Source organism: Lysinibacillus sphaericus (assembly GCF_015844675.1).
Classification (GTDB): Bacteria; Bacillota; Bacilli; order Bacillales_A; family Planococcaceae; genus Lysinibacillus; species Lysinibacillus sphaericus_E.
Map to the genome: position 1 here is coordinate 47,525 of NZ_LDGC01000062.1, position 13,929 is coordinate 61,453.

The window sequence follows — 13,929 nt, forward strand, 5'->3', positions numbered from 1 at the left end:
TTATTTAACGAGTTGTAACACTGTTTTAAAATGCGGATGATCTGCACGCTGTAATAACTCGTATAAAATCATTTCCACGCTTGTTGGTAAAATTCCAAGAGCCTTCATCTTCTCAAGTCCTACCTCTTTATTGGCCTTTGTACGGGACGACACTGCATCTGCAACCACTTCAACCTCAAACCCTTGCTCTTTTAGCTGTCGAGCTGTTTGGTAGACACAAATATGTGTTTCGATACCTGTCACGATAAATTGAGAACGACCACTTGCCTTCAATGCATCTATAAACTCTTGTTCCTGGCACGCACTAAAAGCCAATTTAGCGATAGGTTGTTGCTCTTTAATATGCTGCGCAATCTCTAACGCTGTCCCACCTAAACGACTAGGATTTTGTTCAAGCCATAAAACCGGTATCTCCAATGCTTCCATAGCTTGTACCAGCTTGGCCACATTTTCAATCACCGCTTCACTTTCATCAACAATTGTCGCTAACTTCCCTTGTACATCAACGACAACTAAACATGCCTCTTCTATTGTAAACATTAAAACACCCCTTAAATCCGTATTCACAGTTCATTATACCGAAAGTTACTGGGTTTTGTGAAAGGTTAGAAAAATATCGTCCTGTCAATAGCCCCTTCACAATGTCTCAGAGCTCACCCACGAAATGTGTCCTTCCGAGGGGGAATATGCAAGTCAGTACATATTTGAGGAGGAATTATTCCACACATAAACAAACACGAACATTTTGTAATTCCACCGATTAAGCAACGTATTAAATCACGAAGTATTAACTCATATTAACATATCTAAATGTCTATTTGTTCGTGTTTAATCTTCAATATCTATTATAAATTCAACTCATTTTTGTACATTTTGTTGCGAGCCTGTCATTATTCTGCTCGAATAGTGAGAATTTTATTTTTTCTCTTGAAAATTGAGTTATAATCCAGTAAAGTGCTTTTATCCGCTTTAACGGCCGGGATATATATCTAAGTTCTTAAATGAACTAGTTTGCTTGATAATATTGAACTGACTGTAAAAGCATGATAGATTCAACAACCAATTAGTAGGAACTAAATAACCTATGAATAAGGTTTAACCTTATAAAACAAAACAAGGAGTGTACCACTTTGACACAACGTGCATACAATTTTAACGCAGGACCATCTGCCCTACCACTAGAAGTATTAGAAAAAGCCCAACAACAATTAGTAAACTTCCGTGACTCAGGCATGTCTATTATGGAAATGAGCCACCGTAGTGCCATTTTCGATGAAGTACATAATGAAGCAATTGCTTTATTGAAAAAGCTTTATGCTATCCCAGAAAACTATGAAGTTCTATTCCTACAAGGTGGAGCTAGTCTTCAATTTACGATGATTCCAATGAACTTCCTTCAAGCAGATCAAAAAGCAAGCTACGTATTATCAGGCTCATGGTCTGAAAAAGCAATCAAAGAGGCTAAATTATTTGGTACGCCTGTAGAAGCTGCGAGTACAAAAGAAAATAAATACCGTAATATCCCAGCTTTAGCGGATATTCAATTCAATGAAGAAGATGCATATTTGCATATTACTTCAAACAATACGATTTACGGTACACAATGGAAGGAATTCCCTGAAACAGGAAATGTACCGTTAATCGCGGATATGTCTAGTGATATTCTTTCTAAACCAGTTGATGTAAGTAAATTTGGTCTTATTTATGCAGGGGCTCAAAAAAATCTTGGTCCATCTGGGGTAACAGTAGTTATTATTCGCAAAGATTTGTTAGAGAAAGCGAATAAAAACATTCCTACAATTTTAAAATATTCAACGCATGCTGACAGCAACTCTTTATACAATACGCCACCAACTTTCGGTATCTATATGCTAGGTGAAGTATTAAAATGGGTAGAATCAAAAGGTGGCGTTGCAGAAATTGAGAAGCACAATGAGTTAAAGGCAAAAGTCATTTATGATGCCATTGACAATAGCAACGGATTCTATAAAGGCCATGCAACACCAGAAAGCCGTTCTTTAATGAATATCACTTTCCGTGTTGCTGACGAGGAGCTAGAAAAACAATTCCTTGCTGAAGCAAAAGCAGCTGGCTTTGTTGGACTTAATGGACACCGTTCTGTAGGAGGCTGCCGCGCTTCTACTTATAATGCTGTACCGTTAGAGGCTTGTGAAGCATTACGTGACTTTATGGTAGAGTTCCAACAAAAACATCAATAATAAAAAAACGACGAATGATTTATTTAAAATATCATTCGTCGTTTTTATTATTTGCGATAGAAGTCAAATGCCCATGATATATCTTTTCATAGGGTAAGAGCAATAATAGTCAAGAGGCATTTAAGCTCTAAGTAGAACAACATAGTAACGATAAAAGGGGTAATTCCTAGTGAAACCTCACTTGGAATTACCCCTTTCTTTAAGTATTATTATCTCAAATTTTACAAAGCTTCAGGCTTACACTCGGGACATTTACCGTAAATCTCAAATTTATGGTTTTCAATTTCATAGTCTGGCAGCTTTTCTCCAAGCATCTCCATAGGGCAGAGATTTAGTTCCTTAACATTGCCACAATCCATACAAATAAAGTGATGGTGATGATGTTCAGACTCACAATGCATACGGAAATTCCGCTCTCCTGATAACTCAGTTTCATCCAGTATCCCTAGCTTCACAAACGTTGAAAGGTTGCGATAAATCGTATCGAAACTCATACCCGGAAAATCTTTTTTCAAAACACCTAATAAATCTCGAGCAGTTAAATATTTATCTGTTGCTGCAAACATATCTAATATTAACTCCCGCTTATCTGTTTTTTTATAGCCGTTTTCTTTTAAAATTTCCCACGCTTTTGAAACGTTCACTGCGCTACCTCCTCCTGTTTTGTAGCCATTTTAAATACTATTTTCTTCACTAGTATAACAAGTAACAAAATTAAGATAGAAGTAACGACAATCGTACCACCAGGTGCTAAATCTAAATAGAAAGCACTAACTAAACCGATTAACACAGCCGCTTCGCCAAAGACAATTGCATAGATGATTGTTTGCTTAAAGCCCTTTGCAAGTCGCATTGCAGCAGCCACTGGTAACGTCATAAGTGATGATACAAGTAAAATGCCAACGATGCGCATACTTGCAGCAATAACAAGTGCTGTAATAATCATAAATAAAAGATGAATCCAACGTGCAGGCAGACCGCTAGCTTTTGCATATTCCTCGTCAAAAGATAAAACAAAGAGTTCCTTGAAAAATATAAACAAAAAGATAACGACAACAACAGCAATTCCTACTACTACCCATAAATCCTGACGTGATACAGCTGACACTGAACCAAATAAATAGCTCATTAAATCCGTGCTAAAGCCGCTTGCAAGCGAGATAAAGATTGCACTAATACCAATCCCACCTGACATAATGATGGGAATAGCAAGCTCCTCATAGTGCTTATATACACGTCTTAGACGCTCAATTAAAATGGAACCGCTGACAGAGGCCAGTATACCTAAGTAAATTGGATTTAGCATTGCCAAGGCTGTAACAGATTGACTGATATATAAGCTTCCCGCTATACCTGCCAGTGTCACATGTGACAAGGCATCAGCAATAAGTGAGAGCCTTCGAACGACAATAAAAACACCTAGCAGCGGTGCCAATATTCCAATAACTAGCCCAGAGAAAAAGGCATTTTGTAAAAATTCATAGTTAAATATTGCTTCAATCATTAGCCTTCTCCTTCTAGTGAATCTTTCTCACAGAATGACCGTACCAAGCATCAAGCGCATCGTGAGAAATTGTATCAAATTCATTTTTGTAACCGTGGAAGTGGATAGTTTGATTTAAACATGCTACATGACTGATACGGTTGGACACTGTATCCACATCGTGTGTAACAAGAATCATTGTAATTCCCTGTTCCCGATTCAATTTCGCCAGCATATCATAAAAGGACTGCACATTCTCATGATCAATACCGACAGTTGGTTCATCTAATATTAATAGCTTCGGTTCACTAACTAATGCCCTTGCAATAAAGACCCGTTGCTGTTGCCCACCAGATAACTCTCCAATATTACGATTCATAAATGCTTCCATTCCGACAGCTCTTAATGCTTCTAAGACGTTTTCCTTTGCATCTCGTCCAGGTCTTTTAAATAAGCCTAATTTTTTGGATAATCCACTTTTCACAACCTCTTGTACGGTTGCTGGAAACCCTGAATTGAAGGCGTTCGATTTTTGTGACACATACCCAATCCATTCACGATGCTTAAAAGTCGTACTTGGTTCACCAAATAGTTTAATTTCTCCAGACATTGGTTTTAGTAACCCTAAAATAATTTTTAATAATGTAGATTTCCCAGAACCGTTCGGACCTAGAAGTGCTAAAAAATCTCCCTCTTCCACACGGAAAGAGATATTTTTTAATACTTGTGTATAGTCATATTGAAATGACACGTTTTCAATATCAATTAATGATTCTTTCATGTATGTTCTCTTCTTTCTAATTCAAAATCATTACGATTTAACAAGTTGTAAGTATAAATGAAAGTACAGTTTTTGTAAAGAAAATAAAATCATCCCCCTAACGTGTGGTTGATTTCCGTTCCGACTGGGCGCTTTCCTGGGGGCGTCCGATGAGCCGCTTCACTCGCGCTGCTCGCTGCAGGGTCTCATCTGTGACGCTAATCCCCAAGGAGTCGCCCAGTCTCCACTCCAATCAACTTTTCGCATGGCATACGTTTCAACAAATATTGTCATGTATGTTGATTAGGAAAATAAAACTATATTTTGTTATTTGAACAGCGCTAATTTTGTAATAGGCATTGATTCTAACACTTTTTAATGTGAAGGATTTTTATAGCTGTCATGACTTTCACAAGATTGATTTTGTTCGAAAGATAAAACAATTAAAAGGAGGATTAACTTTGAGTATTCAATTTTTACAGCAATTAACACAAAGTAGTGATAAGGAAATTGTTGCGATTGCACGTTCTGAAGGGTTTGAAATTACTACTTCTGAAGTAAAAAAACTCCGGCCTTATTTGGAGCAATTCTCATTTTCATGGCTCTTTTTAGGTATTCCAAAAGATATTCTTGTAGAGGTTGAAGCTGTTTTAGGTAGAAAGCGTTCCAGACAACTAATTGCCTTGTTTACGAAATAAGGAGCATCACCAAAACGTGTGGTTGATTTCCGTTCCGACTGGGCGCTTTCCTGGGGGCGTTCGTTGAGCCGCTTCGCTTCGCTGCAGGGTCTCATCTGAAACGCTGATCCCCAAGGAGTCGCCCAGTCTCCACTACAATCAACTATTTGCAAAATATACGTTTTAACAAAAGTCATCCATAAATTTTGATAATGAACCCGAAACAATCCATTTCGCCTTGGCGTAATTATAGCTATCGTTTGTTGCTGTCGCTTCGCTCGCACAGAAAACCTGCTGAATGAAGATAAAAAGAGCCCGAAATCAGTACTTTTGCAGCTGATTTCGGGCTTATTTATTTTATCCTCTTAGAGCGTCGATTAACTCTGGTTTAAACTCCCCATTGCGAAGCATTTCAATTTCATGTTTATAAGGAGCCGATTTTGATTTGGCATCACTATTTAATGCGACAAATGGTGTTTCTAGGATTTTAGGAATCTCCATTAATTGCGGATGATGGACAATATACTTTAATGCATCAAAGCCAATATGACCGAAGCCAATATTTTCGTGACGGTCTTTTCCCGCACCGCGAACATTTTTAGAATCGTTGATATGCAGGACTTTGATACGGTCAACACCTATTAATTTATCAAACTCATTTAAGACACCATCAAAATCTTCTATAATATTATAACCAGCGTCATGCGTATGGCACGTATCAAAGCATACTGAAAGACGTTCATTATGTGTTACACCATCTATAATTTTTGCAAGTTCTTCAAATGAACGACCACATTCAGTTCCTTTTCCTGCCATTGTCTCTAATGCGATTTGTACTGGGTAATCCTGTGACAGTACTTCATTCAAACCTTCAATAATCTTAACAATCCCCGCGTCTGCTCCCGCGCCAACATGGGCACCCGGATGCAACACAATTTGTGTTGCTTCCAACGCCGCTGTTCGTTCGATTTCAGTTTGTAAAAAATCTACACCTAGACGGAAAGTTTCAGGTTTTTCTGTGTTCGCAATATTAATGATGTATGGAGCATGAACAACAATATTTGTCATGCCATGCTCTTTCATGTGTAGTAAACCATTCATAATATTAAGATCAGCAATTGGCTTACGACGAGTGTTTTGAGGTGCTCCTGTATAAATCATAAAGGTATTTGCCCCATACGAAAGAGCCTCTTTACTTGACCCGAGCAGCATTTCTTTTCCACTCATTGAAACATGTGATCCAAGTAGCATTTGAAAGCCTCCTTATTTTTTACCGCGAGCTTTTAAGCGACGTTCACGCTTTTTAATTTTGTCCATTTCCCATTTCATATTACGTTTGTAGCCTGGTTTTACTTTTTTCGGCTTACGTACTAATGATTTAGCTTTTGCATCGATTTCATTTTCATGCTTCACACGATTTTTACGTGCATGACGCTCTTTTAATTCAGACCATTCGCCATTTTTCACGTCTTTTTGAACAAATGGAATTCCCATTTTCTCAACACGTACTACTGCATCCTCATCTGATGGCTCAAACAATGTGATAGCAGTTCCTTTATTACCTGCACGGGCTGTACGTCCCACACGATGAATAAAGAATTCTAAGTCCTCTGGAATTTCGTAGTTAATGACATGTGAAATTCCTTGAATATCGATACCACGCGCTGCAAGATCTGTTGCAACGATATATTGATAATCCAAATCTCGAATTTGCTTCATCATCTTCTTACGATCACGCGGACTTAAATCACCATGTATTTGACCACAGCGAATCCCGTTTTCATTTAAGTAGCCTGCAACATGCTCTGCAGTTTTACGTGTGTTAGTGAAAATGACAGCTAAAAATGGATTGATTCCTTCAATAACTTCCAACAAACGTTTGTTACGTGATTTAGAACGCACTGGTACAAGTACAAAGTCAATTCCTTCTGCGACCGGGCGTTTATCGTTCATATGGATATGAACAGGTGCTTCCATATATTTTTTTAAGAAAGGCTGAAGCTTTTCTGGAATTGTTGCTGAGAATACAAACATTTCAAGGTTTTCTGGCATTTGTGAAGCAAAACCATCGATTTCCTCTATAAAGCCCATATCGAAGGCTAAATCTGCCTCATCGACAACTAAAATTGGCGCCGTATGCACAAATAACGCTTGCGCTGAAACGAGATCACGAATACGTCCTGGCGTTCCGACAACAATTTGTGGTTGCGTTTTTAATTTATCAATGGAGCGTTGTTTGTCCGTACCTCCAATAAATAATTTCGCTTGAATATTTGTTCCTTCTATTAATTGATTTAACGCATCAAAAATTTGTTGTGCAAGCTCTCGTGTAGGTGACGTAATAACAGCTTGTACTTCCTGCTTATCAGCATTAATTCGTTGCACTATTGGAATTAAAAAACTATGTGTTTTTCCTGTTCCTGTATGCGCTTGTCCGATTGCACTTTTTCCTTTTAATAATAGCGGAATGATTTCCTTTTGAATCGGCGTTGGTTCTGTAAAGCCAAGTTTTGCAATTGCGTCCTGCAAAAATGGCTGAAAATTATAATCAGTGTATTTTGACATAATTCGTTCCTCCTAACATCTTTCACATTGTATCATGATTCGAACTCCAGGTATATTAACGTCCTTTTATCTCAAGCATGAACATAATTTTATATTTTTATCATGGCTGTAGCAAAGCCCTTATCAAAGTTACTCGAAATACTGTGAATATGCAATAAAAAAAAGCCTTAGACGTAGATAAACGCTACTCCTGATTGCATAAGCTTTTAGGTAATTTCATATTAAGACCTCGACATTCCCATTTAGTGAGTCGATACTGTTTCGTTTTCCTCCATTATTTATTCTTGATTTTATTAGGATCTCAAATCTGTATATTAATACACTTAATTTTATATTCATTCTTCATGGATAACCTGAGAACACTATCTTGCTGTTGGAAGAAGCTATGAATAAGTATTTTTTATGTCAATTCATTGTTAACTAATGCCTTGAAGAATTACCATATGTTACGATAAAAATGTAAGATAATAGAGGAGGTTGACTTATTATGAAAGCAGCAAGATGGTATAAAGCAAAAGACATCCGTGTAGAAAACATTGAAGAACCAGTAATCGCACCTGGAAAAGTAAAAATCAAAGTACATTGGACAGGGATTTGTGGTAGTGATTTACATGAATACGCAGCTGGCCCAATATTCATTCCAGTGGAACAACCTCACTATGTAAGTAAAGATATTGCGCCAATTGTTATGGGCCATGAGTTTTCTGGTGAAGTAGTAGAAATTGGCGAAGGTGTTACAAAGGTACAAGTTGGAGATCCTGTCGTTGTAGAGCCTATTCTTGCGTGTGGCGAATGTGCCGCCTGTAATAAAGGAAAATATAATATTTGTAAGCATTTAGGATTCCACGGTCTTTCTGGCGGTGGCGGAGGTTTCTCTGAATATACAATGGTAGATGAAAAAATGGTACACAAAATGCCTGAGGGTCTTTCCTATGAACAAGGTGCACTTGTTGAACCTGCGGCAGTAGCATTACATGCAGTTCGTCAAAGTAAACTAAAAGCTGGCGATACAGCAGCTGTCTTTGGTACTGGGCCAATCGGTCTTCTTGTTATCGAGGCATTGCGAGCAGCTGGAGCAGCAGAAATTTATGCGGTAGAACTTTCAGCAGAGCGTGCTGCTAAAGCATTAGAGCTTGGCGCTACAGCAGTTATTAACCCTAAAGATGAGGATGCAGTAGCTCGTCTACATGAATTAACAAATGGTGGGGTAGATGTTGCATTTGAAGTAACAGGTGTTCCTGTCGTATTGCAGCAAGCTATTGATTCAACAACATTTGAAGGTGAAACAATTATCGTTTCTATTTGGGAAACAGAAGCTTCTATTCTTCCTAACAATATCGTACTGACAGAGCGTTCTGTTAAGGGTATTATTGCTTATCGCGATATTTTCCCAGCAGTTATGGAATTAATGAAACAAGGCTACTTCCCTGCTGAAAAACTTGTGACAAAACGAATTGCTCTTGAGGAAGTCGTATCAGAAGGATTTGAAGCACTAATGAAAGAGCGAAATCATATTAAAATCCTTGTAAATTCACAAGCATAATATATATATAGAGACAGGTAGAGAAAATAGTTTCTCTACCTGTTTTGATTTGTTAAAACTATTTCCCCTATATTGCTCATTCTCATAACGTAGGGTTGATTTCCGTTCCGACTGGGCGCACAGAGCAAAGCTTCCTGGGGGCGTCCGATAAGCAGCTTGGGGCAACAGATGTTATTTGCGTGAAAGCGTATTGTGTCATGAAGAATAAAAGTCTTTAACTTTGCTAAATAGTATTATTTTATATAGCAAACTTATTATTGATAGACTCGCCAAAAAGTGATAAGATTTTTCCGATAATGATTATCACTACAAGAAAGTAGGTAGATCTCATGAACCTTCATGCGGTTCAATTGGGTGAAAAAGTTAAAGTGAAAGATCTTCAGCAAATTGACACTCTTTTATGTAAACGATTAAATGCATTCGGTATAAAGGAAGGCTGTCAAGTTTGTATGGTCCAAAAAGGGTGGTTTTCTGGCGCTTGTATTTTAGAATGTCAAGGACAGAAAATCGGGCTTAGAAAAAAAGATTTAATGGATATAAAGGTCGAACAATTATGAGTAGATTAGCTTTAATAGGAAACCCCAATATCGGTAAAACATCCTTGTTCAATACGTTAACAAATTCATATGAATACGTTGGCAATTGGAGCGGTGTAACCGTTGAAAAAAAAGTAGGACAAGTAAAAAAAATACAAAAGGAAATTATTGATTTACCTGGTGTATATACTCTTAACCCGATTTCAAGAGATGAAAGTGTTGTGACTTCATTTTTACTTGAAGATCAGGTAGATGGAATTTTAAATATTATTGATGCCTCTAATTTCGAACGAAATATGCAATTAACTGTAGATATACTTGAACTTAGAAAACTTGTTTTCGTTTGTTTAAATATGATAGACGTTGCAAAAAAGAAAGGCATTTCAATTGATGTCGAGAAATTACAGCGTTCTTTGGGAGTACCTGTTATTCCAATAAGTGCTCGTACTGGGAAAGGTGTTGAAGGTATTTATGCCGCGATTCAAGACTCAGATCGTACCCAAAAACATTTTACATTAACCTATGATGACCTAATTGAAGAAGGTATCGCAAAAATTGAAGCAATATTTCAGCATATACCTGAGGAACAAAAAAGATGGTGTACTATTCAATTTTTAATAGGGAATGAAGCTGTTGATGCTTATTTGAAAGATAAGGAATACTTTGAACAGCTAGCTGCAGTACGTGATGCTTTAGAGAAGCAAATTGGTGAACCATTAAATAAAACTATTGCTAAAAAACGTGATTTATATATTGCTAACATCTACAACGAAGTAATCATACAAGAGAAAAGTGAAACACAATGGACAGAGAAAGTTGATAACATTCTAACACATCCGATTTTAGGTATTCCGATTTTCTTAGCACTTATGTTTTTAATGTTTCAAGCAACATTTGCATGGATTGGTACTCCTCTATCGGATTACTTGGATGGGATTGTAGGCGGGCCTCTTACAGATACTGTTACTCAAGGCTTAGAAGCTATTGGTGCAGCCCCTTTTATTATTAATTTAATATGTGATGGGATCATTGCAGGGGTTGGTGGCGTCTTAGTTTTCATTCCACAAATCTTTGTACTATTTTTCTTTATTTCACTATTAGAAGATTCGGGGTATATGGCGAGAATTGCTGTTGTTATGGATCGTCTTATGGAATTTTTCGGCTTAAACGGCAAGGCCTTTATACCGATGATTGTAAGCTTTGGATGTAATGTTCCAGGTGTAATGGCTGCGAGAACAATTGAACAGCCAAGAGAACGACTATTAACTATTCTTGTAGCTCCGTTTATGAGCTGTTCAGCAAGGTTACCTGTATATGCTTTGTTCGGTGCAGCATTTTTTACTGCACATCAATCTTTAGTCGTATTCTCCCTATATGTAATGGGTATAGTGGTAGCGCTTATTGTAACAAAATTATTATCGATGACGATCTTAAAAAATGAAACTTCAGTTTTTATTGTTGAATTACCAGCCTATCATGTACCACAGCTAAAAACACTTTGGCGTTCCACTTGGGAAAAAGGGAAAGGATTTTTCCGCAAAGCTGGTACTATAATCTTTGCGGGCTCCGTGATTATTTGGCTTCTTTCTTATTTAGGACCACATGGCGCTAATGTCAATATGGATGATAGCTTTTTAGCAATTATTGGAGGCGCTTTCGGTGTGTTGTTTATCCCACTTGGCTTCGGAACATGGCAAGCCGGTGCATCCCTTATTGCCGGATTCCTGGCAAAAGAAGTGATTGTTTCGACAATGGCGATTATTTATGGCGTAAGTGAAGGTGTTTTATCGTCTACAATGACAACTCATTTTTCAGCTTTAAGTGCTTATACATTCTTGGCCTTTGTTTTACTGTACATGCCTTGTTTAGCCACTGTAGGTGCAATAAAAAGAGAAACACAATCTGTGAAATGGACATTATTCGCAACTATCTATCCATTTGTTGTTGCCTATTTAATTGCACTTATGATTTATGGTATTGGGAATTTATTGATGTGAGGTGTATAGAATGTCTTTATTGATTAATATATTAATCGGTAGCATTATATTTGGCTATGCTGGTATTACCTTATATAAGAGCATTAAGAAGCAGAAGAAGGGCAAATGCGCAGCTTGCTCCATACAGAAAAGTTGCTCCTCTAACGTTTGTGTTCCTCCTTCAAAACTGAAAGATTCTACTACTAAATAAATAGAGCGAGGTATTTCCAAACTGTTATTTCGTTGGAGATTACCTCGCTTTTTTGTGACCTTTTAGACATGAAGGGTAGGAATTTTGAAAGGACATTTTTCTAAAATTCATACCATGTGAATAAGTTGATTGGTGTTAAGGCTGGGCGACTCATTGGACGTAACCCCTCTTTATGGTGATGAGCATCTTAAATTTTAAATTTATTGATTTCTTCCTTCACGGACACCGCTTCTGCACTTAATGCCTTTGCAACAGCGTTAATTTCTAGAATAGTCGCAGCCTGCTCTTCTATTGTCGATGCTATTGTTTCAGATTGTAGTGCAGTATTACTGGAAGTAGTGGACATTTCATTGACCGATGCTGCTATTTCTTCAACACTTGCAGAAATTTGTTGTGTAGAAGCAGACACATCCTCAATCTGAGATGTCATATCACTAATCGATTTTAAAATTCCTTCAAAAGCATTTTGGGCATTCTGAATAAATGTGACACCCTCATCCACATTCAATACAGTTACACTTACAGCCTTTTGTACTTCCTGCGTTTCTTGCTGAATAAGCGATATTACATCTACTATTTGATTGGCAGATGCTTTGGATTCCTCTGCTAATTTGCGTACTTCATCTGCTACTACCGCGAAGCCTTTACCTTGCTCTCCTGCACGTGCCGCCTCAATCGCAGCATTTAGTGCTAAAAGATTTGTTTGCTCTGTAATCTCAGTAATTACATTCGTAATATTAACGATTTCAGATGATTGTGTGCTTAACTTCTTAATACGCTCATTTGTTGTATTAGAAGATTGTTGGATAATCGACATTTGCTCTTCTGCGACTTGCAACGTTTTTTCACCATTATTTGCAATAGATTGTGTGTCGACTGCTTTAGAATGAAGCATTTGAGTAGACTCTGCAATACGTTGAACACCCTGGGCAGTTTCATCCATTGCGATCGAACTTTCACGACTAGTAATAGCTGCTCGGCTATCACTAATTACCATTTTCTCCACAAGATTTGCAATATCATGAGCGGAATTTGAAATTTCATCTGTACTTGCTGCTAACTCTTCAGCTGCTGATGTTGTATGCTCTACATTTGCAGTCATGCTATGTATTAATGAATGTAAATTAGACTTCATCAAATTAAAAGAATCTGCCAAATCTTTAATTTCATCCTTCGTTCTAACTTCGATATCCTTTTGGCATAAGTCCCCTTTAGCAATTACCTTTGCTGCAGAAGTTAGCTTATTAACAGGAACAACTATAGAACGTACAAATAGTAACCCAACAACTATACAAATCATTACAATAATACAGAACATCCATAAGAACCACTGCTTATTATCATTAATAAGGTTCTCAACATGTGCTAAAGAATTTTGCATGTCTGTAATGTTTTCTTGTTGAAACAAATCTACTTTGTCATTAATTTCAATTGATGTAGTATCAAATTTTAGCATTATTTTATTTCCTAGCTCAGGCCCTCCTTGAATATAATTATGAGCCATTTTCTGACCGGAACTATAATATTCATCAAACGCTATTTTAATCGCATCTAATTGTTCCTGCTCTTCCGGATGCATTTTTTTCACTTGTTCCAAATCTTCATAGAAAATTTTGCTATACTTATCTGCTTGCTCAAATCCATCATCTAAATTATTGAGTGCTCTTGTGGCACTGATATCCGTCAGATACTGCTGAACCTGTACGACTGCTAGCTTCATTTCATCTGCTAATAACGTCGTTTCAAGTGTTTTTTCTTTTATCAAACCAACTTGCTCTAGTTGGGATTTGGCATTTTGTTGCTGAAAAATCCCCAACAGTAAAACTAATACGACGATAAGACCAAACGACACTATACTTCTCAGTTTAATTGACACAGTATACCTCCTATTTTTACCCTCTGCTATTTTAGTCTAGTAACTTCAAAATCATCTTTTTGTAAACTTAATGATACATTATA

The 13,929-nt window shown here is 37.2% G+C and carries 13 protein-coding genes; 6 read left to right on the forward strand and 7 right to left on the reverse strand.

What is annotated here, in order from left to right; genetic code table 11:
• A complete protein-coding gene (locus tag ABE34_RS15355; RefSeq protein ID WP_197143380.1) occupies positions 1 to 540 on the reverse strand; it encodes a hydrolase in 540 nt (179 codons plus the stop codon).
• A 590-nt stretch (positions 541 to 1,130) separates the two neighbouring features.
• Between ABE34_RS15355 and serC the strand changes: the two genes are divergently transcribed.
• Positions 1,131 to 2,219, forward strand: a complete 1,089-nt coding sequence (gene serC / locus ABE34_RS15360) for a 3-phosphoserine/phosphohydroxythreonine transaminase (RefSeq protein ID WP_197143381.1) — start codon at positions 1,131 to 1,133, stop codon at positions 2,217 to 2,219.
• 221 nt (positions 2,220 to 2,440) lie between these two features.
• On the opposite strand, the gene ABE34_RS15365 is transcribed toward serC, so the two are convergent.
• The 3 genes from ABE34_RS15365 to ABE34_RS15375 are packed head-to-tail and all read right to left on the reverse strand — an operon-like array spanning position 2,441 to position 4,483.
• Positions 2,441 to 2,863, reverse strand: a complete 423-nt coding sequence (locus ABE34_RS15365; protein ID WP_197143382.1) for a transcriptional repressor — start codon at positions 2,861 to 2,863, stop codon at positions 2,441 to 2,443.
• Positions 2,860 to 3,723, reverse strand: coding sequence for a metal ABC transporter permease (locus ABE34_RS15370; RefSeq protein ID WP_197143383.1), 864 nt, complete (start codon positions 3,721 to 3,723; stop codon positions 2,860 to 2,862). Before ABE34_RS15370 ends, ABE34_RS15365 begins: the two co-directional genes overlap by 4 nt.
• A 13-nt stretch (positions 3,724 to 3,736) precedes the next feature.
• Complete coding sequence (locus ABE34_RS15375; protein ID WP_197143384.1) at positions 3,737 to 4,483, reverse strand: metal ABC transporter ATP-binding protein; 747 nt, start codon at positions 4,481 to 4,483, stop codon at positions 3,737 to 3,739.
• 359 nt (positions 4,484 to 4,842) lie between these two features.
• Between ABE34_RS15375 and ABE34_RS15380 the strand changes: the two genes are divergently transcribed.
• The gene (locus tag ABE34_RS15380) at positions 4,843 to 5,160 is read left to right on the forward strand and encodes a Nif11 family protein (protein WP_346655573.1); all 318 of its coding nucleotides are present in this window, start codon (positions 4,843 to 4,845) and stop codon (positions 5,158 to 5,160) included.
• Between the two features lie 336 nt (positions 5,161 to 5,496).
• On the opposite strand, the gene ABE34_RS15385 is transcribed toward ABE34_RS15380, so the two are convergent.
• A complete protein-coding gene (locus ABE34_RS15385; protein WP_197143385.1) occupies positions 5,497 to 6,390 on the reverse strand; it encodes a deoxyribonuclease IV in 894 nt (297 codons plus the stop codon).
• Positions 6,391 to 6,402: 12 nt separating this feature from the next.
• Positions 6,403 to 7,704 carry a DEAD/DEAH box helicase gene (locus ABE34_RS15390; RefSeq protein ID WP_197143386.1) on the reverse strand — a complete coding sequence of 434 codons (1,302 nt, stop codon included), beginning with the start codon at positions 7,702 to 7,704 and terminating at the stop codon, positions 6,403 to 6,405.
• Between the two features lie 487 nt (positions 7,705 to 8,191).
• Here ABE34_RS15390 and ABE34_RS15395 point away from each other — a divergent pair, with 487 nt between their 5' ends.
• The 4 genes from ABE34_RS15395 (at position 8,192) to ABE34_RS15410 (ending at position 11,970) form a co-directional block, all read left to right on the forward strand.
• Positions 8,192 to 9,247, forward strand: coding sequence for a 2,3-butanediol dehydrogenase (locus ABE34_RS15395; protein WP_197143387.1), 1,056 nt, complete (start codon positions 8,192 to 8,194; stop codon positions 9,245 to 9,247).
• 329 nt (positions 9,248 to 9,576) lie between these two features.
• Positions 9,577 to 9,804 carry a FeoA family protein gene (locus ABE34_RS15400; RefSeq protein WP_079563825.1) on the forward strand — a complete coding sequence of 76 codons (228 nt, stop codon included), beginning with the start codon at positions 9,577 to 9,579 and terminating at the stop codon, positions 9,802 to 9,804.
• Entirely contained in the window at positions 9,801 to 11,780 is a 1,980-nt protein-coding gene (gene feoB / locus ABE34_RS15405) for a ferrous iron transport protein B (protein WP_197143388.1), read from the forward strand. Before ABE34_RS15400 ends, feoB begins: the two co-directional genes overlap by 4 nt.
• Before the next feature lie 10 nt (positions 11,781 to 11,790).
• Entirely contained in the window at positions 11,791 to 11,970 is a 180-nt protein-coding gene (locus ABE34_RS15410; RefSeq protein ID WP_197143389.1) for a FeoB-associated Cys-rich membrane protein, read from the forward strand.
• A 187-nt stretch (positions 11,971 to 12,157) separates the two neighbouring features.
• Here ABE34_RS15410 and ABE34_RS15415 read toward each other — a convergent pair whose 3' ends face one another.
• Entirely contained in the window at positions 12,158 to 13,846 is a 1,689-nt protein-coding gene (locus ABE34_RS15415; RefSeq protein WP_197143390.1) for a methyl-accepting chemotaxis protein, read from the reverse strand.
• Positions 13,847 to 13,929 lie beyond the last annotated feature (83 nt).